Origin of the sequence: Runella limosa DSM 17973 (genome assembly GCF_000482465.1) — a bacterium.
GTDB lineage: Bacteria > Bacteroidota > Bacteroidia > Cytophagales > Spirosomataceae > Runella > Runella limosa.
The window spans coordinates 72,599-95,700 of the sequence record NZ_AXVJ01000044.1; the positions used below are offsets into that span (position 1 = coordinate 72,599).

Consider the following 23,102-nt stretch of genomic DNA (forward strand, 5'->3'; position numbering starts at 1 on the left):
ACGGTATCATTGTGATGATTGTTCGCGCAGTTTTTACAAGTTCGTTTTATGAGGTAGAAACAAAAAAGCAAGGACTGAACGTCCTTGCTTTTTTGTTGTGCTAGTTTTAGAAAAACGGTTTAATCCAAAACCTTTTCCAATTCAACACCTTTATCACGAATCAAACGAAACTCCCTGAAACGACGCAAGGTTGACATGGTAAAACCAACAACCAATATCAGCGTTCCAATCCAAAGTACGTTGATGAGCGGCTTTTCTACAGCTTTCATCACAATATAATCGCGTTGCTTTGAATTGGCATCAAAACTGAATGTTCCCGTTTTAGGGTCAATCTCCATAAATTGAATCCGAAGCCCTAATTCTTCGCTCACTTCGGGTTTGCGCATCACCATGCGATCTTGATTAATGGCAAAAGTAGGAGCAACATAGTACTCACGTTCTTTGTCCAAAATCTTGATTTGTGCTTTTACTGCAATATCATTCGGATTTAATGCAACTCCTTCTACGGCATTCGTACGGGTAACACTTTCGAGCACCGCCACGTAGTCGTTTACAAAAAAAGTATCTTGCAGTGCTACTCTAAAGTTTTCAGTAGGCGACCATTCTTCTGCGTCACCTGGATTACTACCTATCATTGCATAAGAATACAAATCCTTGTTGAGCTCACGCTTAATATCCGGCGATGTTACCATACCCATTCGCTCATTGAATTGTACCCGTGGGAAGAGTGTTGTAATTCGACCCGTTGGTTCGCGGTACTCTACTTCGTAAAACACGTTTTCTGGATACACCGCTACGGTATCACCTTTCTTGTGGTATTTTTTTTCACCAATGATAATATCCCGCAAACACACCGCGTGGAAATCTCCCTCGATGATGTCGAGCCAGCTGCTTGGCACGTACTGTGGCACATCCCGAATTTCGGTGCGTGGCCCGCGGTAGGTCAGCAAGTAGTCACCCATACGCGTTGATTGCCCCAACCATAGCAATACGTTTTCTTTGTTTTCACGGTTATCGTCTTTGGTAAAAAAGTCTTCTTTTGAAATCAACAGTCCTGAGCCATTGAGCGACACTACTTTTTGATAACCCGACGACCACAAAATACCAATCAACATCAAAGCGACGCCGATGTGGGTAACTGCCCCGCCAGAAAGTCGGTAGCTTCCTTTGAGCACGCCCAAAATAATGGTCGTGTTTGCCACCAACGCAAACACCGAAGCCGTCAACAAAGCGATGTAAGGGAGTTTGTTGATGCCTCCAAAAGTAATGAGCAGCGCAGTGATGAATAAGGTTATCCAAACGGGTGTGAGCAAGTCTTGCATTTTACCTTTCTGAACTCGTTTCCACCAGAAATACTGGCCAATTCCCGTCAAGATGGCAATGACCGCAAAAAACCAGAGTTGGAATTTTGTATAATAAGTAATGGCATCGGTAGGTGGAGCCAATTTAGACACCCCGCCAAAGCTTTCCACAATATTGTTCCAAACAGGAATAGAGGTTGGAATAATGACCTGAAAACTTGCCAAACAAATGACGGTAGCGCCAATAAAGAGCCAAAACTCCCGAGAGTAGGTTGATACTTCGTCAGCATCAGTAGGGAGTAATTTCCAAGCGCGGGCCGAAATAATAACCGAAACCGCAATAAAGGCCAATAAATAGAGCAATAGCTGACCTGAAAGCCCTAAATCAGTAAATGAGTGTACCGATGAATTTCCTAAAATCCCGCTTCGGGTAAGGAAGGTTGAATACAAAATCAGGATAAACTGGGCTATTACAAGAATAATCGACGATTTGAGAGCCGAGGCATTTTTCTTCGCGATAATCATTGTGTGCAAAGCCGCAATTCCTACCAGCCAAGGCACATACACAGCATTTTCGACGGGGTCCCAGCTCCAGTAACTGTTAAAGCTAAGGGTTTCGTAGGCCCAATAGCCTCCCATCAAAATACCGACACCCAAAATCACGCCCGTCAAAAGCATCCAAGGCAAGGCTGGACGGAGCCATTCTATTACTTGTTTTCTCCAAAGCCCTGCCATCAAATACGCAAACGGAACTAACGTAAGGGCAAAACCCAAAAACAACGTCGGCGGGTGAATCACCATCCAGTAGTTTTGAAGCAAAGGATTGAGACCATTTCCGTCTTTTGGGATAAAATTGGGGTTAGCGCCCCATACGGGTAAATCAGGCATGGCTTCCCGCATCGTCAAGAAAGGCGTACTGCCAATTTTGAAATCAATGCCTGGGATAATAACCCCCAAAATCATTGAGGTCAGAAATGCCTGTACCAAAGTATAAACGGTCATCATGGGGGCTTCCCACAATTTATTAGTCCGAATCAGTACAACGCCTAAAATGGCTTGCCAAAACATCCAAAGCATAAAGCTACCTTCTTGGCCTTCCCAAAAACACGAAATCATGTAGTACCACGGTAGCGCTTTTGAGGAGTGGCTCCACGCATAATGGTACTCGAAATGGTGTCCGTAGATGATGGTGTATAACGTGGCGCATACGCCCAAAATGGCTGCAACATGTACGTAAAAAGCTCCCCTTGCGAAGCGCTTCCAAGAACTGAGTTCTAACGAATCGGTTCGTAACAACGTGGCACGCAAATAGGCGTAAGTAGCCACTAATGCCGTTACAAACGATAAAATGACGAGAAGGTGTCCTAAATTTCCGAGGGTCATGGTTGGGTATAATCTACAGTTTAGCAGCCGTCGCTTCTTTAAAATCAGGCTTTTCGTTGGTATATTTTGAAGGGCACTTCATCAAGATTTTATTACAAGCGAAGTGGTCGCCTTCCATGCGCCCAATGACCACTACTTGTTCCGACTTATCAAAATCTTGCGGTTTAGGGCTGCCATATACTACTTTTTTAACAACTCTATTGGTATCGGCCAGCATAAACTCAAAGTGGTTGGGATCCATGACGGGGTCGTATTTCATTCCAACTATCTGTCCGTTTGCGTCTTTGGTGAGTTTACCCACCACGTGAATTTCCGATTTTTCGCCTTCTTTGGCCAATTCTTCGGCTTCCGTAAAGTTGGAATACGTACTGGCGTTTCCGTAGGTCGAAACAATGATTCCAATCGCAATCGCGATCACTATAAGTCCAAAAATGTGTATCTTTTTCATTTGTTTACTGATTTTTGATGCTTACCAAACTCGTGTTACTCCGTATTCTTCAAATAATTTTTCCTTTGTTATAATGGTTAATATTTTACCCGCTGATTGGCGCTGATTTAGAGCCGCAGATGTACGCAGATGAATGGCTTCATTAAGTCTTTTTTCAGTGAAAATCTGCGCTTGTATTATTCAGCGGATTTCTGCGGGGAAATAATGAAATTAGCTACTTAACAATGTACTTATGCTGTGGTAATTTTTCGATTTTGGCTATCAAATCTAAAAGGCTCATTTTTTTGCTTGTTTTTCTAGCTTTGAAACTTTCCTATCTATATTCACCAAAAAGGCAATAATCCCCACAAAAATGACCGATATAACCGCAAATACCACCCAAATTTTACCATCGGCACGCATTTGGTCAGCCATTGAAATTTCCTGTTGAACGGCTTGTTGAGCAAATAGGTTTAAAGAAACCAACACAAAAAGAAGGGTAGTGATAAAGGTATTTTTGCTATTTTTTTTCATTTCAATTCGTTATTTTAATTTATTCAGTTCCTTTCCAAAGTACATACCCCAATTTGAAACCAATCGACGGGTGAGGTAGCATTTCAACGTTGACTGGACGGGCTCGATTAAAAGGTGAATCACTCGATGGCCTCCCTTCCATTCTTTTTTCGTCCCACAACTCAAAGTTTGAACGATGAATCCGAACTCCTAAGCCAATAAACATTTCTAATCGCCAATATTTATTCAAATTGTACAACACACCTATTTTTGAGGCCGTTCCAAATACAAGTCGGTCATATTCGGCCCTACCAAAGGTATAGTACAGAGAATCTTGGTTCGAATACCCATTCCTTAGCCTGTAGTTGTCCCTCATCACAAACACTTCTTGGGCAAAATACCATTCTGGGTTGGGGCCAGGCGTCATATACCACCGAAACTCCTCCTTCATTTTGAAATTCGCATGATTATACTGCTGACCCGAACAAGAAAGACAATTAATCCCGTAACGCAATGCCCCTAGGTTTGACCCAAATTCTGTGTTTATTCCAAAACTTTTTTTGGGACGGTATTCAAAACCAGCTTGCCACGCTGGACTTGTCAACGACATCAACGTACTTGGCGTAAACTTAAAAGTTACTTTATCATACTCTCGGCTGGATGTTTGCCCCATCACCAACAAAGGCCCAACCACAAAAACTATCCACAATCCTTTCATTCATCTACTTTAGTCAGCCTGCTCCTCTAACATTCTTACGCGCACTCGTACCGTGGCCATCCATGTTCCAAGTAATCCCCAGCCAATCACTGCGGGGTAAAAAATCCGTCGCATTTGGTTGTCCATGTCTAATTCACTGAACGCGGGATTCCCACCGTTGCCTGGGTGCAATGAATCCGTCAAACGAGGGAGAATAAAAATAAGGGGAATAAACACGGCGTACGCCAAAATATTATACACAGCCGAAATACGCGCCCGACGCTGTTCATCGTCAAAAGACCCGCGCAAAATCAAATAAGCAAAATACATCAACATACTGATTGCCACGCTATTGAGCTTAGGGTCGCTCGGCCAAGGATCACCCCAAGTAACGGAAGCCCACAGCGAGCCCGTAGCGCAACCCAAAATTCCCAACAAAATAGCTACGTTGGTAAATTCTACCGACTTGAGGTCGTATTGTAAATCATTGGTACGTAAATACTTAATGGCATATACCAACGAGGTAGTGAGCATGGCAATCATGGCAAACCACATCGGTACATGGAAATACACGTTACGGATACTTTCGTTCAAAATGGCACGGCGAGGAACTGTCCCCATCAATCCAAAGTAAAGTGTATAAGTCAGCAATAGCACTGCTACTATTTTCCACCAGCCCCCTAGCCCCCAACGGGGGATATTTTTGTTTTGAGCTGTGTCATTTTGATTATCTTTCATAATAATTAAACAAAATAGGTATTAAAACTCCCCCATTGGGGCGGTCCGCCGCTGCGGGCGGGGGGCTAACTACGCCACAAATAAGGAAACAAAATTAAGGACAAACTAACCACGATGGCATCCAAGGCCAACAAAATCATGACTTCTTCCGAACTAGACCCACGGTCTAAGCCATCGAGGGCATTTTTTGCTAACTTCATCACCATCAACAACATAGGAATAATCACTGGAAAACTCAGAATTGCCATCAAGGCCCCGTTGTTTTCTGCTTTGGAGGCAATCCCCGCGACCATTGTCAACGACGACGCAAACCCTATGCTTGACAAAAAAATCGTTACTAAATACATCCACAAATCACCGACAGGGTTGCCCATCACAAAAGCATAAAACCCAAAACCCGTCAGCGACAATACCAGCATCAATCCCGAATTATAAATGATTTTGGAAAGAATAATGCCTTGAGGGCTTGCTATAGTATAATAGTACAAAAGGCGTCCAGCGCGTTCTTGGGTAAAACTTTTAGAAATGGCATTAACCGCCGTAAACAAGATAATAATCCAAAATAGCGTGTTCCACGTAATGGGTGTCAGCTGGTTAGCTTTGAGTTTAAAGCTCAAATAACAGACAAACACCGTACTTACAATGTACAACAGCATCCCATTGAGGGCGTAGCGTTGGCGCCATTCGAGGGTTATTTCTTTTCCGATGAGGGTACGAAGTTCTTGCATCGGGGGCAAAATTACGACACAAACCAACGCGTTGTACTGAGGAAGGTCATTAGTTTTTAATTTTTATCCAACTACGGTGCGATGCGTGCGTTTCCACCACAATAAGTAACCCAACGAAGCTAAGGCCAAAACCGACGAAACATAAAAGGCAACGGGGATATTGGCGAGTTTTCCGCCGTACCACCAACCCGACCACCACGCTCCTACCCCAATGCCTGCTTCAAGCGCAATGTACATGGTTGCCAATGCTCTTCCGCGATAGTCAGGGTGACTTAGGTCAATCGTCCATGCCGTCAAAGTAGGTGTGTTGAGTCCCCAAGAGAAACCAAACAAAATCGCCGCCGTCCAAAAACTCCATATCGATTGACTAACGCCCAAAATACCCATCCCAAGCGCCAAAAGTATGGACGAAACAATCATCACAGGAACGCGTCCGTAAACATCAGACGATTTACTAGCAAACACCCTTATCACCAACGAAGCAATGGTATAGACCGTAAAAAACAGCCCTTTGTTGTGAATCCCGAGGGTTTTGCTCACGTCTGGTATGAGTGTCAGAATAACCCCTGACGAAAAAGAAACGGCAAACATCACCAAAAACACGTTGAGTACGCGGGGTTCAAACAAATCGGAGCGACTGATTTTGAGCATGCTAAATCGGAAACGTTCTTTTTGAACCAATGTTTCTTTCATGTTAAGCAAAATCAAAATCGACAACAGCGCAAAAGCCGATGACACAAAAAACATGGGGTTGATGCCCATCGACATCGTAAGATAACTACCAATGGCAGGACCTAACGACATACCCGTTGCGGTAAAAATGCCCAACATCCCTGCCGCCTCTCCGCGACGATTTTCGGGGATGATGTCGGCAACGTAAGCGGCCGTAGCCGTAGGTTTTGTCCCCGTTGAGAATCCGTGTAAAAAGCGGAGTAACAAAAAGCCCCACACCACGTGGACAAAAGGGTAAAACAAGCTCGCTACACAACACACCAACGATCCAAAAGCCATGACAGGCACTCGGCCAATGGTATCGGTTAGTTTGCCACTAAATGGCCGCGATAATCCAGCGGTAAACGTAAAAAGTGCAATGATAAGTCCGATGTAAGGTTGTCCGCCCATTGCCGTCAGGTAATCGGGCAATTCGGGAATCATCATTTGAAAACTGGCAGAAAATAGGAAGTTACTAAGGCATAAGAGCCAAAATTGTAAATTGTACATATCGACACTAATCGGTGGAACAAAAAAACAAAAGGGCTGAAAGTTTCACACGGAGTTCACTTTCAGCTCTTTTGCATATCAATTTCTTTTACGTTTATCGAACCCTAAAAACCGTCTCTGGTAAATCTTCCGTATTGGCATACAAATCGGCTAATAACAAATCAGCCCCAATCGTTTCCAAATGTATTACTGCTTCTAGCAACTTACTTTCCAACATCAACGACCAAATTCCCTCCTCACTTTTGCGCCAAAGCTCCACCCACACACGACGCGAATCTATGAGTAGGTATTCTCTGAACGTCGGGATGTCGCGATAAAGTTCAAATTTTTCGCTTCTATCGTAGTTAGCGGTGCTTTGAGATAGCACTTCCACAATCAGCACAGGATTTGTTAAACTTCCCGTCTGACTATCCGAAAACTCAGGCTTTCCACAAACCGCGACCAAATCGGGATACGCGTAGAGGCCCGTAGTAGGGATTAAAACACGCTGGTCGCTTGAATAAGAGCGACATGACTTCTTTTTTAAAAAAGAACCAATTTCGATAGAAAGATTTTCTCGAATAGCATTATGAGCAGGTTTAGCCCCTGCCATTGCTTCGGGCGTATCGCCTTCAAAATCACCCATTGGAAAGATTTCTCCATGAATATATTCGCTTTTATAAGCGGCTTTTTCTTCCAATTCTAGGTATTCTTCGGGAGTGTAGTATTTTTTGGGAAGCTTTGTCATATAACTAACCTTGTTAATGTCCAAACTTTAAACAAAGTTAAGAAAAAGGAAGAAATTTTATACCTAAGAAAATTTTGTATTTAGAAATGTAATGTATATTTGCAGTATGCAACAACAAACGTACCTCAAAGGCTGTCTGAGCGCTATTGTTCTCCAACTTTTGCAAGAAAATAAGCGCATGTATGGGTATGAAATTACCCAAAGAGTTCGCGAAATCACCGCTGGTGAGCTCCTTCTTACGGAGGGCGCCCTGTACCCTACGCTTCATAAATTAGAAGCTGAGGGCGTACTCTCGACCGAAAATGCCCTCGTGGATGGACGTAATCGAAAGTACTATAAATTGACCGAAAATGGCCACCAACAAGCACAAACGGCAGTCTCAGAATTGAGCGATTTTGTTTCTAACCTTCAAAAGATTTTAAACCTCAAACCTTCGCTAGGATGAAATTGACGACGGAACAACTAGACCTGATCAGCAAAGAAATCATAACAGGTGGTATCAAATACCAAGACCTGTACGAGGAGCTTCTTGATCACTATATTACGGCCATTGAAGATAGAATGGAAAATGGTATGGCATTTGGAGAGGCTTTTGAAGAAGTAAATATCAGCTTTGTAAATTACCGCCCTCCACTTATCGAAAGATATTACTATGATGTCAGGAGCTTAAGAAAAGTTACTCAATGCAGTAGCGGTCTTTCAAGGTTGCAAAAAGATTATGAAAGAAATTTAAGAAGTGAAATCAAAAAACGGCACTGGCAAATTATGGGCAATTATTTTCGTTGGCCAACGATTGTTACGTCGCTTTTAGTGGGGGCGCTTACTTTTCAATTTGCGTATCTGGTACCCTTAAAAATTGGAGTTGGCTTCTTCGGATTGTTGTCTTTTGCTCCATTACTCTTTTTATTACCCGCTACTTACCGACACACGATGGGGTATTTCAAAAAAGAGCGGAAGTTTATCAATTCACTCAAATGGACGGCTATCGGTGCGCAAGCCAGTTTTTCACTTTCAATTTTCAATTGTTTCGTGTTTATACCAAGGGTAGTTGGCATTGAACTAAAAGCATTTTCTCCCCAAATTCAGGCAGCTATTATAGCCACTCTCATCTGCTTTTACCTCGCCTATTCCCTCAGCTTTTACCAGCTTTACCGCGAGCGATTTAAGGTCAAGGCAACATAAAAAAACCGATGGCGTGAGCTTTCACGGCTGTTCACAGCTGTTCCCGAACTACAATTCGGGAACTCTATGGCCCAGCGTCTCCGACGCCAAAACGACACAGTTATCCTGCTCCTTTAGAGCAAGCACCAAAATAGGCTCGAAGCCTTGGAATAGTAAGCACGAGCAGAATGCTCGCGCTATCGAGCAGGTCTTTGTTCCCTTTTTCTACTAAGATTTCGCCTCTCTGAGGCTATTTTTCACCTAAATAAAAAAGCCTTTGTCAAAGTTTTGAACTCTAACAAAGGCTTAAAGCTGTTCAAAGCTGTTCCCGAACTACAATTCGGGAACATTATGGCCTAGCGTCTCCGACGCCAAAACGATTAAATCATTTCCAAAATACGCTGCTCCGACACGGCATAGCCAATCTTCGCCTTGAGTTCGTTGATGTGTACGCGCTCCTGCTCCATGCTATCACGGTGACGAATCGTCACGGTGTTGTCTTCCAGCGTTTGGTAATCAACTGCAATACAGAATGGCGTTCCGATAAGGTCTTGGCGCGTGTAACGCTTACCAATCGCGTCACGCTCTTCGTAAAACACGCGGAATTCGGTTTTCAATGCTTTTTCAATTTCGCGGGCTTTTTCTGGCAAACCGTCTTTTTTCACCAATGGGAAAATCGCCGCTTTGAAAGGTGCCAACGCAGGGTGTAGTTTCAACACGGTACGTTCTTTTTGCGCCTCACCTTCACCTACCATTTCTTTGGTAAAGGCATTACAGAACACCGCCAAAAACAAACGGTCAGCCCCTACCGACGTTTCAACTACGTACGGAATGTAGTTACCAAACGGCTTACCATTTTCGTCGAGGTCGTTATCAAAATACTGTTGTTTCTTCTTCGAAAGCTCTTGGTGATTTTTCAAATCAAAATCCGTGCGCGAGTGAATACCCTCAATTTCGCGGAAACCAAAAGGAAACTGATATTCAATATCCACGGCAGCATTGGCATAGTGCGCCAATTTTTCGTGAATGTGGAATTTCAATTTTTCCGTAGGAAGACCCACCGCTTGGTGAAACTTCAAACGGGTATCGCGCCATTGTTCGTACCACGCCATTTCGGTGCCAGGACGAACAAAAAACTGCATTTCCATTTGTTCAAACTCCCGCATACGGAACGTAAACTGACGCGCTACAATCTCGTTACGGAACGCTTTACCGATTTGGGCAATGCCAAAAGGAATCTTCATCCGACCCGATTTTTGTACGTTCAAAAAGTTAACAAAAATCCCTTGTGCCGTTTCGGGGCGTAAGTAAATCAAGTTTGAATCTTCGGCTACCGAACCCACTTGTGTGCTGAACATCAAGTTGAACTGACGTACTTCTGTCCAGTTAGACGTACCCGAGATAGGACATTTAATACCTTCTGCAATGATTAATTCACGAACCGCCTCTAGGTTATTATCGCCCAACAAGCGTCCCATTTCATTCAACAACTCCTGTGCTTTTTCGGCTTGACCATCAGCGGCATACTGCTCGGCTTTCCCTTCAAGAAGTTGGTCGGCACGATAACGCTTCTTCGAATCTTTGTTATCAATCATGGGGTCGTTGAAGCCATCCACATGACCCGACGCTTTCCACGTAAGCGGGTGCATGAAAATAGCCGCGTCAATCCCGACGATATTATCATTGAGCTGCGTCATGGCTTTCCACCACATGTTTTTGAGGTTATTTTTCAGCTCTACCCCGTTTTGACCGTAGTCGTAAACTGCTTGTAAACCATCATAAATTTCAGAAGAAGGAAATACAAAACCGTATTCTTTGGCGTGAGATACGATGTCTTGTAAGGAAGTTGCTGGAGCTTGGCTCATGAGAACGTTATGCGTTATTGGTTAATTGCGGTTATCTTCCGCATGTAGTTATCTATTCTTATTGGGGCGCAAAATTACGCAATTTGTGGCTAAACTTGGCGATGTGTATAATTTTTCTATTTTTGTGTGTAAAAAAAGGGAAGATGAGAACAAATATTGAAATTGACGAAAGCAAAATTGCTGCCATACGCCAACTGAATTCAAATCTGAAGACGAAAAAAGAAATTATTGATATTGCCTTGGAAGAGCTTATCAACACCATGAGACGGCAACGTTTACGCCAAATGCGCGGTAAAGGTTGGGATGGAGATTTAGATGAAATGAGAACCTATGAAGTACCGCTTATATGACACCTCCGCCTGGATAGATTTCCGAAAGAATGTAGCCTCTGCTCTAACCAATCAGTTGGATGAAGACTTGCAAGACAATTTGGTATGTATCTGTCCAGTTATTATTCAGGAAGTATTGCAGGGAATCCGAGAAGATGCTGATTTTGAAGCGTTAAAAGAAGATTTCAAAGCCTTGAAAATACTACAATTAGAGGCTACCGAGGTAGCTATTGGAGCCGCCCGACTCTATCGCCAACTCCGTAAAAAAGGCGTCACCATCCGCAAACCAAATGACTGTTTGATTGCGGCTTATGCCATTCATTTTGGCCTCGAGCTTTGCCACAACGATGTGGATTTCGACCACATCGCCGCTCATACTGACTTAAAAATTTGGAAACCGTAACGATATGTTAATCCAGAACCTTTCCCTTAAAAACTTCAAGTGTTTTGAAGAAGTTGATGTTGAATTTGCTCCCATTACCCTCTTGACAGGTGCTAACAGCAGTGGCAAGAGTTCCTTGATTTACAGTCTTTTAGCCGTTTTACAAACAGAACAGTTTCCATTTTATCTTTCTCCCAATGGGAAGTATGTGAATTTGGGTGGATTTGAGGAGATGACTAATAAAAGTTCTAACAAATCTGAATTTGATATTTTTATTCAATTTAATGACGCAATTTTTGACACACGGTGGTATAATTCTCATGGTTTACCTAAAAACATTTATGAAATAGACATTAATTATCGCCCGAACGACTACGACACAAACTTCAACTACATCGGCTCCTTTCGCCAGCCACCCGAACGAACCTATTACCAAAAAGCAAAAGCCCAATCCAAAGTAGATACAGATGGGGCGGGTTACATTGACCAAATTATAGAATGGGAAGAAACTGACCCTGATAAGCTGGAAGAATTAGCCAAAATCATGTCGGAGTTGGAACTTTTCAAAGAAATCAAATCCAACAAATTTAAAGGAGGGCGCTTTGAATTATCAGTTAAAACACAAACTAACAGCGAGTTAGCTGCTTTAACCGATGTAGGTTTTGGCATCAGTCAATTTTTACCCATTATTGTGGCTGATTTACAATTAGGTGATAATTCATGTCTGGCTCTTTCTCAACCAGAAATCCATCTTCATCCTAAAATCCAAGCTTTATTTGGCAATTTTTTGGTCAACCAAATCAATCATACTAACAAACAATACATTGTTGAAACCCACAGCGAGTATTTATTAAATCGTCTTAGATTATTATTAGTAAAAGGTGAGCTTAAACCAGAAGATATTCGGGTCTATTACTTCGAAAATGACGGAATAAAAACAACTACTTACAACGTCGAATTCACCAAAGATGGACAGATTAAAGGTGCGCCTGATAGCTTTTTTGACACCTATGCGGTCGATGTAATGGACATTGCGCTAAACACCTAACCAATGAAAGACATTTTTATAGACACCAATATTGCCAAAAACTTCACCAATCCTTTAGACCCCGAATACAAAAAACTGATTCAATGGTTGCGAGAAGAAGGTGTGTGGATTATTAATCAAAAATTACTCGTTGAATACGGGCGAACGAATCAAAATATTGCCGTTCTAGTCAGTGAGTTAAATAAAAAGGGGCGTCTGCGGAAGTTCGAAAAATCGGAATTAGAAACGATCAAATTTAACAAGACCTTTGAGAAACGACTTAATTCGAATGGTGAAGATTGGGTACATTTAAAAACTATTTGGTTATCAGTCAGGAAAATCGGTATTATCATCGACGAAGGATTGCGCAAAGACGTCAATCAGTCTCCTCGGCAAGACGGCGTTCAGCCACAAGCAGTCTCTCGTCCTGAGCACATTGATTACAGGAATTATGAGCCTTAACCGCCCAGCTAAAAGAATAATCTAGGCCGCATTTAGTAACTCCAAAACGCTCATTGCGTCAAAGACTAAAAAACAACCTATGTTTCAGCGCCTTTTATTAGCAATTCGTGACGAATTTGGGGTTTCTCGCAGTCAAGCGCGTGGTTTTATGGTACTTGCCACACTGATGGTAGTATGTTGGTTTGGCCCTTTTTTAATGGGAAGGCTTCTTCCACTTCCCTCCCCCGAAATAAGTCAAGCCGACCACCAAACTGCCGATAGTTTGGTAGCTGTTTTGGAATCTATTCAGCCCGAGAAACCAACGTATTCTTCAACAAATTACACCAATTCTCCCTCTAAAACGCCCGAAAGCCTCCGAACTCTCCCCAAACCATTCCCTTTTGACCCTAATACCGCCACCGTACAGCAATTTCAGGCTTTAGGAATGCCCACGTTCATTGCCGAACGCATTGAAAAGTACCGTTCTAAAGGGGGGAAATTTCGTAAAAAAGAAGATTTACAACGAATTTATGGACTGCAACCCATACTCTACCAACGCCTCGAACCGTACATTAGCCTGCCCGCACCCAGCGAAAGAAATGCAACCACGGCAATCTCCGCTCCCACTTCGCCGCTACCTGCCCCTTCTGCATTTGCTAAAAAAGCCGCTCCTATTTCCTTCGACATCAACACAGCAGACACAACCCAACTCATTCGTTTAAAGGGGATTGGCAGCAAACTTGCAGCAAGAATTGTGAAATTTAGGGATGGTTTAGGTGGATTTATTTCAGTGACCCAATACAACGAAATTTTCGGTCTTGACTCCTTAGCACTGAGCGAGTTGAATCGTTGGGCGACAATTCGAACACCTGCTCAAAAAATCAATATCAACACGGCTTCGGCAGAAGACATCGACCGACATCCTTACATTTCCAAGCGCCAAGCAGAAATTATTGTGCGTTACCGCGAGCAGCACGGCGCTTACAAATCAGCCCAAGAGTTACTCAATATCAAAATTTTAGACGAAAAACTGGTTTCAAAAATAGCGCCTTACTTGGCTTTCTAAGAGTGTATTAAGGAAAACGCAGGTAAACCAGCGCACCCTTAGCCCCAATCGCCCAGCAAGCATTCCCAACACAGGTCATGGCATGTAAACCCATGGGCGCGTTGGTCAAGGCTTCCCACGTTTGACCATTGTCCTTGGATAGACTTGTGCCCGCTGGACCGACCGCTACAAGATAACCGTTTTTCAATTTACGAACGGCTTCTTTTAAACCCGCTGGCTGAGTTGGCGTGGCTTTTTGCCACGTTTGCCCGCCGTCGTGGGTCACGATGACGTTATCCGATGCGTCTTTGTCAGCTTTGTAATTTCCCCCAACGGCTATCCCATTTTTTGCATCCCAAAAATTCAAGCCAAAAATCCCAGAAGAAGCATTTGCCGCCATCGGGGTATCCGTCACTTGCCAAGTTGTGCCTCGGTCGGTCGAATAAAATACGCGGGCGTGGTCACTTCCACCCGTGCCAATCCACACGTTTTTCTTTCCTTGAAGCACCATCGTAGAATTACTAGCCGCAAAAGCTGCTTCGCCTGCCTTATTTTCGGGCAATTGCGACGGTGAAATGCGTTGCCAAGTTTGTCCGCCGTCAGTAGTTTTAAGCAAATAAATTTTAGTACCAATGGGATCTCCAAAAATCATTCCGTTTTTAGCATCCCAAAACGATATACCATCCAAAAAGACCCCCTTTTCGGTTGTTTGCCATACTTCTTTCCACGTTTTCCCGCCATCGTTGGTTCTGAAAATGCGGGCTTGTCCTTCCTCAGCCAAGCCCGCACTTACTGCCACGGCCGTTTGGGCATCTAGGCCATGAATCCCACGAAAGTCCAATTTTTCAGCACCTTGTACGTGCAAAACCTCCCAAGAAGCTCCTCCATTTACGGTATGTAGCACCGTTCCTTTGGAACCCCCAGCCCATACAATTTTCTCATTCACGGCCGAAATTGAACGAAAATGAGCATCGGTACCACTACTCTGTGGAGTCCATTGGGCATAACTTACACAAAGCGAGAGTTGTAGTAAAAAAAAGGGCGCAATAAATTTCATCGTAGTCTTATATTTGTCGTAAATATAGTCAAAACAATCCTTGACATTTTACGTTTTTGCTTCATCAACCCTTCATAATGCCATGCACAAAACGGCTTTTAAACCCCTCTCTTACGCAGCCCTGCTGCTGCTTGTGACACTTTCGTCGTGTAGTTTGTTCAAAGAGGTAGCCTCTGGCGATGCCTTGGTGAATGAATTTATCAAAGTAAACATGGAGTATTGGTATTATTGGAACGACAAAATTCCAAGCGGCGCAGACAAAAAACTTCCTTCTTCCGACTATTTTAATGCCATGCTTTATACTTATGACAAGCAAGCACGCCCCGACGGAGACCGTTTTTCTCGTTTTTTGGACAATGCCGAAACCACCGAGGCATCGCTCGCGGGAGAAAGTAAAACGACAGGCGCGCGACTTAGCTTATATAACATCAACAATACCATTTCTGCCCTTGTTTTGTACGTCATCCCAGGCTCTCCCGCCGCCCAAAGTGGTGTCAAACGAGGTGACATTATTGCAAAAATGACCGTTGATGGACAAGCAGTTACGGCCGATAACTACGCCAATTTACTCGCAGTTGGCACCAATTATGTCTTTAGCTTGGGTCGATACGAAAACGCAGCTTTTGTAAGCACAGGTCAAACCAAAACGGTAGTGGCCCAATCCCTCCAAGAAGACCCCATGCCGTTTGATACCATTTATACCAAAGGCAACAAGAAAATTGGCTACTTGGTCTATAACCGTTTTTATTCTAAACCCAACAACAGCGACCAAGCCCTCTACGACCAGAAAATGGCGCAAATTTTTGGAAAATTCAAAGCCGCTGGGGTCAATGAGTTTGTGCTTGACCTTCGCTACAACGGTGGCGGCTACATTTCTACGGCGGTGACACTCGGCAGTTTTATTGCCAAGGGAGCAAATGACAAAGTGCTGATGACCCGCGACGAATACAACAAAAACGTAACACCTGACTTACAGAAGCAGTACGGTGCCAATTACGGTCAACGTTTCTTTGAAAACCGTCCCGAAAACATTGGCAGCAACCTGAGTCGGGTGTATGTCTTGACCAGTACACGCACCGCATCCGCCAGCGAAATGGTTATCAATTCCCTCAAACCTTTTATGGAAGTGTTTTTGATTGGAGATGTAACGGTTGGTAAAAATGTGGGCTCGACGGTCATAAAAGACACTAAAAAGCGCTTTGTGCAAGGGATTATGCCAATTATTCTCAAGACCTACAACTCCGCAGGGCAATCTGACTACACCGCAGGGTTTACGCCCAATGTCACTGTAAAGGAAAGCATTACGCAACCATTTTACGCCTTTGGTGACTTGAGAGACCCCCTACTTTCTGAAGCTTTTTATCAAATTACAGGCACCCGCAACGCTCGTAGAGGCATAAGCGAATCTGAGCCTATCGAGAGGTATAAAATACAACCACAAGGCCCCGAAACCGAAATGTTTGTAGAAAGTTCGCCAAAATAGATGTGTTGGCTTGTGCTGTGGGTTACTCATAACCCACACGAGAGGTTTCTCAAAACCTCAAAATCGAACAATTTCGAGGTTTTGAGAAACCTCTTTTGCTAGATGTGAGCATCTAGCACCACTTAATAAATAACCCACCGCACGTTAAAACGCCTTTTTTCCTACTCTGCTTTCAACTGCGTTAGTTTTACTTTCGTTGGATTTGCGTTTACTACGTCGGTTTCTACTAGCCCGTCGCGCAAGCGAATGATGCGGTGGGCATATTTGGCAATGTCATCTTCGTGCGTAACGACGACAATTGTGTTTCCTTTGGAATGAAGTTGGTCAAACAAATCCATGATTTCGTAGGAAGTACGGGTGTCCAAGTTACCTGTAGGTTCGTCGGCCAACAAAATACTCGGATCATTGACCAAGGCGCGCGCAACGGCCACGCGCTGACGCTGCCCTCCCGAAAGTTCATTAGGGCGGTGTCCAGCCCGTTGTTCCAAACCTACACTTTTCAGGGCAGCCATGGCGCGTTCGGTGCGTTCTGACTTTGTATATCCTGCATAAATCAAGGGAAGTGCCACATTTTCGAGCGAAGTCATCCGAGGTAAAAGATTAAAGGTCTGAAACACAAACCCAATCTCTTTGTTTCGCACCTCAGCCAATTCATTTTCGGTCATATCGCTCACGTCCTTGCTATTTAAGATATACTTTCCCGATGTAGGCGAATCCAAACACCCAATGATGTTCATTAATGTTGACTTTCCCGATCCAGAAGGACCCATAAAAGCCACATATTCACCTCTACTCACCGAAATCGTAACATCTTTGAGGGCATCGATGATTTCGGTTCCCATGATGTAGCGTTTGGCGATGTGCGATGTTTCGATAATTTTCATGACTGTATTTTTTTCAAAATGTCTAACACTTCCTTGCTATCAGCGTCATTTTTCATGATTCGCTTTAAAAACTCCTGAAACTCCGCTTGCAAAAGGGTTTGGTCAAACACCTTTAATTCATTGGTAAACAGGACAAATTCAATTTTATTTCCTTTTTTATCGGTTGCATACAAAGCATAGTTCAACACAAATGCCGTAGAGCCTCCCTTGGCCCCAAAATGCGTAAAATACCGCTTATTTTCAGGGTTTAATCGCATTGGCCACTCCATCAGGTCATCGAGTACGGTTTGGGTGGCAGTGTCAAAATAGGTACGACTATTGATTTTTTGCATCAAAGAACCGTATTCTGCCGCCGTTGAAGCTGGCAAACGATTCGACCAAACCTTTTGTACTGGCAACGGAATATTGGCTAACTTAAAATTGGCCTTGGTTGTTGTGTCTATTTTCAGTAATTCAAAATACTTATTGGCGCGTTCCAAATAAACCGACATTGGCAAATTTTTCATCGCAGCCTCTGAATGCTCGTCCGAACAAACATACAAAGCCGACACAAAAGGGTACAACGGCTGGTGTTTGGTTAGACCCAGTTTGGGTAAATTGGCATTGATGTTGTTCAAACCCAATTTCCACATCAGATACTCCGTGTTGGCATTGCTACTGTATTGAAGCATTCCTTTGGCTACTTCTAACAGCGGCACTGCGTTATTTTGCAATTTTTTGGTTTTTCTTTGTTCGGCCAACCATTGCGGATGAGCGCCTCCATCTGTTTCTGGAATGTAAAACCGCGCCAGTTCTCCAATCGCAATCGGCTCTTCTGGTTTGATTTTCCCTAAAGCTACCTGCTGCGCAAACTCCACGGCAATGATAACCTTTACAGTACTTGCCAGCGGCATCAAGCTGTCCACCCTGTGGGCGACCTCCACCTTCCCGTTTTTAGCATAATAGATCGCACATTTTTGAGGATTTTTTTGAAGATATTCAGCTACAAAATCAGTTTCATAGCGTAAATACTTAAAATAAAAATACCCAAATACACAGCTAAACAACAAGGCAAGTATGCCAAGGCCCGTGGCAACAACTTTCCACATAATACGTGGTTTTTAAAAAATTAACGAAAGTTCAAAAGCAGGGAAAAAACAATGCGTAAAGGTACATTTTTACCTGAAACTTTCGCGTTCTTTTTCGATGAGTGCGCGTTGGGCTTGATAGGTTTTCAAAAATGCTTGATAATCGGTAGCGGTGGTCATTTGGGCCAAGTCCTGTAGCCCTTCTTCTGCAAAGTCTGTTAGGTATAATTTTAAGCATTGAAGAACATACAATTTTTGCAACTCAGGCGCTGTCCGACGAAAGCGTAAGGCATTGAGTAGAATATCGTAGGCCGCTTTTGGATTTTTTTGAGCATTAAAATATTGGGTCGCCGCTGTCAATACACCCATGTCAAACGGATGCTGTCTTACGGCCGTCCAATAATCGGCTGTTGTTTTCAAAGTAGCAAGGTTTACAAAGCTTGGGCGGGCTTCTTTGATAAGCCAAAAATCCAGCATCTGGCGGGCCATCGCTACCTTTTGGGAAGTATCTGCTACTGTTTCTGATGCCAAAATATCGAGGGCAGTCAGTTTGTTTCGGGGATATTCCGCATAAGCTTGGGCTACTTGCAGCTCATGGTAAAAATTGCCGTTGTTGCCCGTATTTATCAGTTTTTTAAACAAATTGGCTTGGTTTGTATCTTTCGTAAACTGCCCTAAATTGTACAAATAAGCAAAGTTATTGACACTCAATGCCGAATCTTTGGCAAAATCAGGGGCTACCTTCACGGCTTCGGTGCGGGTATTTGTGAGCTTTGCAACGGCCAATCGATTGGCTTCGTGCGACAGATTGACGGCTTTGTTTTCTAGCAACTGCGTTTCTTCTACATCCTTTTTGGTTAGCCCCAACGACGCCAAAGACCCTTTTCCCGAAGAAATCGTAAGTGCTTTTGCCCAAAAAGCAAGCAAATTACTCTCCGCCACGTCACGATTTTTAGCATTCTGACGCGCCAGCTCAAAATAATAATACGTAGAGTCGGCAATGGCCGTTCGAGAATACAAATACCCTAAATTGTTTTGAATTTCACCATTATCAGGAAACGTTTTTAATCCTTTTCGTAGGTTAAAAACCGCATCAAAAAATAGGTTTTCGTTTAGTAGCGCCTGCCCCAAACCCACATACGCTTGAGGCGTTGGGTCTTTTTGCAAGGCTTGTTGAAAAAACGAACCTGCAGTAGCCTGATCGCCCTGCCGCAAAGCCAAGGATGCCAAAGCAAAAGCCGACTTGTGGTTCTGATAATCAATATCCAATGCTTGTTGGTAATAACCACTCGCCACTGTCCACTCCCGCGTAACGGTATGTAAATCCCCCAACCCATTGTAATAACCCGCCTGCGCTTGGTCGATGGTATAAAAACGATTAAAAGCTAAAATGGCAATCCAGGCCATTCCCCCAATCAGCCAAGCTTGCGACTGTAAAAATCGCATGGGCTTGTACACCACTTTATAAACGGCTTTCCCTTGTTTGAACAACGGCCAGAAATTGAGACCAACATAGACCACAAACAGCGTTCCGATGCACAATTGACTATACACCACCGCATCTTCAAAAACTTCAATAAACGAATTGTTGTGGGTAAAAAGCGCAAAGGACATCACAGTAGTCGTTACCAATCCTAATCCAACGTATAACCATGCACCAATCTCACGAAAAGGCAAGAATGCTTCGGTTCGTCGGGCAAAACTCCATATCCCTAAAATAAGACTTATAGTATATATTACTACAGGACTTATATACCAAAACGCAGCATCGCTTTGGCGGGTTACTTTGAGATACAACAGATACGTACTAAAAATGTACAGTACTGACAAAAACAAAAAGTTGAACAAACTCGTCTTGCCAAAACCAGTACGAGGGTTAGTTACGACATACACAAAACCCGCCACAATTTCTATCGATAGCCATCCGATAAACCCAACGCTCAACATCAACATGGGAAGCAAACTGTAGGTGGTCGCGGTCAAGGCTTGCATTGGTGCTTTAGCGGCCAAAGAAAACGCCACCACTAAAACTCCTACCACTCCCGCAAATAGAAAAATCCGCTGCACCATCGGCATATCTTCTCGAAAAGCGTGGATATAATAACTTGCAATACCCAACACCACAGCTACCAGCACAAAGCCCGTTGAATTGTCGGTGCCAAAAAGTTGTAGCACTTCAAAATGGGACAATGAAAGCAGCGTAATGACTAACATCATGGCGCCAATGTACCACCTACGCGGCAAACCCGAAATAGCGGCCAACAACAGTACAAAACCCGCCAACACGCCACCTAAATATCCCCAACCTAGCCATTCTGGGGTATCTATTTGAACTGGAACAAACTGTTCTTTCAGGATATAAGATTTGCCAAGCAAAACAAGCGTCTCTGCCCGCTGACTACTATCTGCTAACTGCTGCCCACTGACTTTCAAACTATCAAGTTTCACAGGGACTTCGTCCAGTTCGCTCAGGACTTTCCACTCTATCGAATTTTCGATGCCTCGATAGTGAAAAAAGAGAAGGCAAACCAAGCTAAACGTCAAAAGCCCTAAGGCAGTAAGGTACAAAAACCGCTCAGAACGGTTCCAATTTTGCCAAAAAAGAAGAAATCTCATTGAATTTGAATAAATACTAAATGCCCGCAGGTAAACCCTGAACCAAGTGTTACTAAAAACGCCCTTCCGAATAGGTTATTTTCTCATTCTTCAAAAAATCGAAAAGCGTTAATCGCCGCAAGGTATAAAAGGATGTCCAGTATGCCTTCAACACATTCACATAATTTTGACGAGCTTGCACGGTTTCATTGAGCGCAATATTCAAATCAGTAATAGAGAGTTTACCCAAAAAATAGCGTTGCTTGGTGATTTCAAGTCGTTTTTGGGCAATCGTGTCGGCCTTTTGCACCAAAATTACCCTATTCAAAACTTTCACCTCAGTGGCTTCGTTGGTACCACAATCTACTATTATTTTATTTTTTTTACACTAAGTTTTTTTTAACTTTACCTAACCTTAAAATGGACTAAACACCTTTAATCTATAGCTAAAATAGTTTTCTAACTATAACGATAGAGCACTTTTTCAACAAACCATACCATGAAAACTCTTTTTCTCACACTATTTATTATAACCTTTAAGGTTTTAGATACTTTTGGCAACAATGAAAGTTACCTAAAAGACAATCCACTTTCAAATCAAGATAGCACACAAATCGAATCAACCATTCGGTTTGAAGTAAAAAACTTATCAGCTCCTTACATACTTTTAAATTACAGTTTAAATTATTTGACAAGTACTACCGACACTTTAATAATCAACAATAGAATATGTAAAAAGAAATACCGCTTTCCAAAATCAATGAATATGGAAGCAGTTGTGAATGGAATTAGCCGTAAAATATTTATTGTACCAGGCCATCAACTTACAGTAAGCATTGATATGAACAATAAAAAAAATGGGTTTGTATCATTTCAATATCAAGGCGACTACAAAATCGCCAACGATTATTTACAAGAGATAAACACTACTAGCAGAATGCCACTTTTAAGAGATATAGGAAAGACTATAACGGAAGAAGGGTATTTAACAAAAATAGAAACTCACTATAACAAGTTAGATTCGGTATATATCATTTATAAAAACCTGGTTAATTTATCGTCAAATGAGTTAATGCAGTCTTTCTTCGCAACTGAAAAAACTGAATTAACTTATCATAGATTGGGAAGATTAATTAATTTCATCAATGATCGAAAATACAAGGGTGAAAAAGCAGAAAATTTCTTCAAAAAATACATCCAACCAACAAATTTCCAGAAAGAAGAAATTAACTTAAACTCAGCAAGTAGTCTGCTTTTCTTTACTTCATATTTACCCAGCTATGTTTTGGCAAGGGTACGAGAGTCAAAAGACAGTAGCTTGTACCAAAAAATTGGCCATTATGCCTATCTTTTAAAATATGTATCTAGCCACTATGATGGAGAAAAACGTTCTTATACAATTGCCGACAATTTATATTTTATAGTCTCTAACGCCAGGCGCTACCTCTCGCTTACTCATTATCCATCAATAGATTCATTGATGACAGTCTATGATCCCTATCTAAACGAAGAAAGAAGAGCATTTATTCGGAAGAGATATTACGAAGAAATAGCGCCTAGCTCAATAAAATACACAGATAAAGATTATATCAGCGACTTTAAACTTCTGACAATCTCTAATGATGCGTATAAACTTAATGAAAAGTTGACACCTATTACTGTCATTGATTTGTGGGCTAGTTGGTGTGGCAATTGTATAGACGCATTTCCTATTGTTGAAGCATTGCAAGAGCACTACATAAACGAGAACAAGGTTTCTTTTCTAAAAATCTCTTTGGATGATAAAGAAGAAAATTGGAGGAAAGGTGTAAAAAAACTGCAATTAAAACCTGAAGAGTCGTCGTGGGTTTCTGGAGGTATGAAATCTGATTTTGCCAAAAAATTTGACGTAAAGTATTTACCAAGGTACATTATTTTAAACCAAAAAGGTCAAATTTTAAAATTGTACTCTCCTGATGTTAGAGACACCAAGATGTTCAAACTTTTAATTGATGATTTATTGAAGAAAAGTTAAAAATAAACAGGTTGTGA

At 42.6% G+C, this 23,102-nt stretch carries 23 protein-coding genes; 9 read left to right on the plus strand and 14 right to left on the minus strand.

Translation table 11 applies throughout. The features are described 5' to 3' along the window. Positions 1-119 precede the first annotated feature (119 nt). From ccsA (K339_RS0104905) to K339_RS0104940, 8 genes are all read right to left on the minus strand, one after another. Positions 120-2,684 (minus strand): cytochrome c biogenesis protein CcsA, encoded by a 2,565-nt coding sequence (gene ccsA, locus K339_RS0104905; protein ID WP_028522619.1) that lies wholly within the window; start codon positions 2,682-2,684, stop codon positions 120-122. 13 nt (positions 2,685-2,697) lie between these two features. Beyond that, positions 2,698-3,132 carry a cytochrome c maturation protein CcmE domain-containing protein gene (locus tag K339_RS0104910; protein WP_028522620.1) on the minus strand — a complete coding sequence of 145 codons (435 nt, stop codon included), beginning with the start codon at positions 3,130-3,132 and terminating at the stop codon, positions 2,698-2,700. A gap of 276 nt (positions 3,133-3,408) precedes the next feature. After that, the gene (locus K339_RS0104915) at positions 3,409-3,645 is read right to left on the minus strand and encodes a CcmD family protein (RefSeq protein WP_037299250.1); all 237 of its coding nucleotides are present in this window, start codon (positions 3,643-3,645) and stop codon (positions 3,409-3,411) included. A 19-nt stretch (positions 3,646-3,664) separates the two neighbouring features. Next, positions 3,665-4,342, minus strand: a complete 678-nt coding sequence (locus K339_RS0104920) for a hypothetical protein (protein WP_028522622.1) — start codon at positions 4,340-4,342, stop codon at positions 3,665-3,667. Between the two features lie 9 nt (positions 4,343-4,351). After that, entirely contained in the window at positions 4,352-5,059 is a 708-nt protein-coding gene (gene ccsA / locus K339_RS0104925; protein ID WP_084332111.1) for a cytochrome c biogenesis protein CcsA, read from the minus strand. Between the two features lie 65 nt (positions 5,060-5,124). Then, positions 5,125-5,787 carry a heme exporter protein CcmB gene (locus K339_RS0104930; protein ID WP_028522624.1) on the minus strand — a complete coding sequence of 221 codons (663 nt, stop codon included), beginning with the start codon at positions 5,785-5,787 and terminating at the stop codon, positions 5,125-5,127. Positions 5,788-5,850: 63 nt separating this feature from the next. Continuing rightward, entirely contained in the window at positions 5,851-7,008 is a 1,158-nt protein-coding gene (locus K339_RS0104935) for an MFS transporter (RefSeq protein WP_028522625.1), read from the minus strand. 94 nt (positions 7,009-7,102) lie between these two features. Continuing rightward, positions 7,103-7,735, minus strand: coding sequence for a Uma2 family endonuclease (locus K339_RS0104940; protein ID WP_028522626.1), 633 nt, complete (start codon positions 7,733-7,735; stop codon positions 7,103-7,105). A gap of 106 nt (positions 7,736-7,841) precedes the next feature. Between K339_RS0104940 and K339_RS0104945 the strand changes: the two genes are divergently transcribed. Continuing rightward, positions 7,842-8,180, plus strand: coding sequence for a PadR family transcriptional regulator (locus K339_RS0104945; RefSeq protein ID WP_028522627.1), 339 nt, complete (start codon positions 7,842-7,844; stop codon positions 8,178-8,180). Then, complete coding sequence (locus tag K339_RS0104950; protein ID WP_028522628.1) at positions 8,177-8,917, plus strand: hypothetical protein; 741 nt, start codon at positions 8,177-8,179, stop codon at positions 8,915-8,917. Before K339_RS0104945 ends, K339_RS0104950 begins: the two co-directional genes overlap by 4 nt. Before the next feature lie 359 nt (positions 8,918-9,276). Here the strand turns inward: K339_RS0104950 and K339_RS0104955 are convergent, their stop codons facing one another. Then, positions 9,277-10,761 (minus strand): glycine--tRNA ligase, encoded by a 1,485-nt coding sequence (locus K339_RS0104955; protein ID WP_028522629.1) that lies wholly within the window; start codon positions 10,759-10,761, stop codon positions 9,277-9,279. Between the two features lie 143 nt (positions 10,762-10,904). On the opposite strand from K339_RS0104955, the gene K339_RS0104960 reads away from it, so the two are divergent. The 5 genes from K339_RS0104960 (at position 10,905) to K339_RS0104980 (ending at position 14,006) form a co-directional block, all read left to right on the plus strand. Continuing rightward, complete coding sequence (locus tag K339_RS0104960) at positions 10,905-11,111, plus strand: type II toxin-antitoxin system VapB family antitoxin (protein WP_037299252.1); 207 nt, start codon at positions 10,905-10,907, stop codon at positions 11,109-11,111. Beyond that, the gene (gene vapC, locus K339_RS0104965; RefSeq protein WP_028522631.1) at positions 11,092-11,493 is read left to right on the plus strand and encodes a type II toxin-antitoxin system VapC family toxin; all 402 of its coding nucleotides are present in this window, start codon (positions 11,092-11,094) and stop codon (positions 11,491-11,493) included. The genes K339_RS0104960 and vapC overlap by 20 nt, the downstream gene beginning before the upstream one ends. A 4-nt stretch (positions 11,494-11,497) precedes the next feature. Beyond that, positions 11,498-12,520, plus strand: coding sequence for an AAA family ATPase (locus tag K339_RS0104970; RefSeq protein WP_028522632.1), 1,023 nt, complete (start codon positions 11,498-11,500; stop codon positions 12,518-12,520). Positions 12,521-12,523: 3 nt separating this feature from the next. Further along, the gene (locus K339_RS0104975; protein WP_028522633.1) at positions 12,524-12,961 is read left to right on the plus strand and encodes a hypothetical protein; all 438 of its coding nucleotides are present in this window, start codon (positions 12,524-12,526) and stop codon (positions 12,959-12,961) included. A gap of 79 nt (positions 12,962-13,040) precedes the next feature. After that, positions 13,041-14,006 carry a ComEA family DNA-binding protein gene (locus tag K339_RS0104980; protein ID WP_028522634.1) on the plus strand — a complete coding sequence of 322 codons (966 nt, stop codon included), beginning with the start codon at positions 13,041-13,043 and terminating at the stop codon, positions 14,004-14,006. Positions 14,007-14,013: 7 nt separating this feature from the next. Here K339_RS0104980 and K339_RS0104985 read toward each other — a convergent pair whose 3' ends face one another. Further along, complete coding sequence (locus tag K339_RS0104985) at positions 14,014-15,042, minus strand: WD40/YVTN/BNR-like repeat-containing protein (protein WP_028522635.1); 1,029 nt, start codon at positions 15,040-15,042, stop codon at positions 14,014-14,016. 40 nt (positions 15,043-15,082) lie between these two features. Here K339_RS0104985 and K339_RS32575 point away from each other — a divergent pair, with 40 nt between their 5' ends. Further along, on the plus strand, positions 15,083-16,525 hold the full coding sequence (locus K339_RS32575; protein WP_211243781.1) for a S41 family peptidase: 1,443 nt from the start codon (positions 15,083-15,085) through the stop codon (positions 16,523-16,525). Positions 16,526-16,686: 161 nt separating this feature from the next. On the opposite strand, the gene K339_RS0104995 is transcribed toward K339_RS32575, so the two are convergent. The 4 genes from K339_RS0104995 to K339_RS0105010 form a co-directional block, all read right to left on the minus strand. Beyond that, positions 16,687-17,409, minus strand: coding sequence for an ABC transporter ATP-binding protein (locus K339_RS0104995; protein ID WP_028522636.1), 723 nt, complete (start codon positions 17,407-17,409; stop codon positions 16,687-16,689). After that, the gene (locus K339_RS32580; protein ID WP_051397812.1) at positions 17,406-18,497 is read right to left on the minus strand and encodes a serine hydrolase; all 1,092 of its coding nucleotides are present in this window, start codon (positions 18,495-18,497) and stop codon (positions 17,406-17,408) included. The genes K339_RS0104995 and K339_RS32580 overlap by 4 nt, the downstream gene beginning before the upstream one ends. A 69-nt stretch (positions 18,498-18,566) precedes the next feature. After that, complete coding sequence (locus K339_RS0105005; protein WP_028522637.1) at positions 18,567-21,092, minus strand: tetratricopeptide repeat protein; 2,526 nt, start codon at positions 21,090-21,092, stop codon at positions 18,567-18,569. A 52-nt stretch (positions 21,093-21,144) separates the two neighbouring features. After that, positions 21,145-21,408 (minus strand): TolC family protein, encoded by a 264-nt coding sequence (locus K339_RS0105010; protein WP_028522638.1) that lies wholly within the window; start codon positions 21,406-21,408, stop codon positions 21,145-21,147. 162 nt (positions 21,409-21,570) lie between these two features. Here K339_RS0105010 and K339_RS35740 point away from each other — a divergent pair, with 162 nt between their 5' ends. Next, entirely contained in the window at positions 21,571-23,085 is a 1,515-nt protein-coding gene (locus K339_RS35740) for a TlpA family protein disulfide reductase (RefSeq protein ID WP_051397813.1), read from the plus strand. Positions 23,086-23,102: the final 17 nt, after the last annotated feature.

What these genes read in the sequence shown, in the direction of transcription:
- K339_RS0104935 (WP_028522625.1), bottom strand. Translation starts at nt 7,008, where the DNA reads ATGTACAATTTACAATTTTGGCTCTTATGCCTTAGTAACTTCCTATTT.
- K339_RS0104920 (WP_028522622.1), bottom strand. Translation starts at nt 4,342, where the DNA reads ATGAAAGGATTGTGGATAGTTTTTGTGGTTGGGCCTTTGTTGGTGATG.
- K339_RS0104955 (WP_028522629.1), bottom strand. Translation starts at nt 10,761, where the DNA reads ATGAGCCAAGCTCCAGCAACTTCCTTACAAGACATCGTATCTCACGCC.
- K339_RS0104995 (WP_028522636.1), bottom strand. Translation starts at nt 17,409, where the DNA reads ATGAAAATTATCGAAACATCGCACATCGCCAAACGCTACATCATGGGA.
- vapC (WP_028522631.1), top strand. Translation starts at nt 11,092, where the DNA reads ATGAAGTACCGCTTATATGACACCTCCGCCTGGATAGATTTCCGAAAG.
- ccsA (WP_028522619.1), bottom strand. Translation starts at nt 2,684, where the DNA reads ATGACCCTCGGAAATTTAGGACACCTTCTCGTCATTTTATCGTTTGTA.
- K339_RS0104970 (WP_028522632.1), top strand. Translation starts at nt 11,498, where the DNA reads ATGTTAATCCAGAACCTTTCCCTTAAAAACTTCAAGTGTTTTGAAGAA.
- K339_RS32580 (WP_051397812.1), bottom strand. Translation starts at nt 18,497, where the DNA reads ATGTGGAAAGTTGTTGCCACGGGCCTTGGCATACTTGCCTTGTTGTTT.
- K339_RS0104910 (WP_028522620.1), bottom strand. Translation starts at nt 3,132, where the DNA reads ATGAAAAAGATACACATTTTTGGACTTATAGTGATCGCGATTGCGATT.
- K339_RS0105005 (WP_028522637.1), bottom strand. Translation starts at nt 21,092, where the DNA reads ATGAGATTTCTTCTTTTTTGGCAAAATTGGAACCGTTCTGAGCGGTTT.
- K339_RS0104940 (WP_028522626.1), bottom strand. Translation starts at nt 7,735, where the DNA reads ATGACAAAGCTTCCCAAAAAATACTACACTCCCGAAGAATACCTAGAA.
- K339_RS0104930 (WP_028522624.1), bottom strand. Translation starts at nt 5,787, where the DNA reads ATGCAAGAACTTCGTACCCTCATCGGAAAAGAAATAACCCTCGAATGG.
- K339_RS0104975 (WP_028522633.1), top strand. Translation starts at nt 12,524, where the DNA reads ATGAAAGACATTTTTATAGACACCAATATTGCCAAAAACTTCACCAAT.
- K339_RS0104985 (WP_028522635.1), bottom strand. Translation starts at nt 15,042, where the DNA reads ATGAAATTTATTGCGCCCTTTTTTTTACTACAACTCTCGCTTTGTGTA.
- K339_RS0104950 (WP_028522628.1), top strand. Translation starts at nt 8,177, where the DNA reads ATGAAATTGACGACGGAACAACTAGACCTGATCAGCAAAGAAATCATA.
- K339_RS0104980 (WP_028522634.1), top strand. Translation starts at nt 13,041, where the DNA reads ATGTTTCAGCGCCTTTTATTAGCAATTCGTGACGAATTTGGGGTTTCT.
- K339_RS0104915 (WP_037299250.1), bottom strand. Translation starts at nt 3,645, where the DNA reads ATGAAAAAAAATAGCAAAAATACCTTTATCACTACCCTTCTTTTTGTG.
- K339_RS0104945 (WP_028522627.1), top strand. Translation starts at nt 7,842, where the DNA reads ATGCAACAACAAACGTACCTCAAAGGCTGTCTGAGCGCTATTGTTCTC.
- ccsA (WP_084332111.1), bottom strand. Translation starts at nt 5,059, where the DNA reads ATGAAAGATAATCAAAATGACACAGCTCAAAACAAAAATATCCCCCGT.
- K339_RS0104960 (WP_037299252.1), top strand. Translation starts at nt 10,905, where the DNA reads ATGAGAACAAATATTGAAATTGACGAAAGCAAAATTGCTGCCATACGC.
- K339_RS35740 (WP_051397813.1), top strand. Translation starts at nt 21,571, where the DNA reads ATGAAAACTCTTTTTCTCACACTATTTATTATAACCTTTAAGGTTTTA.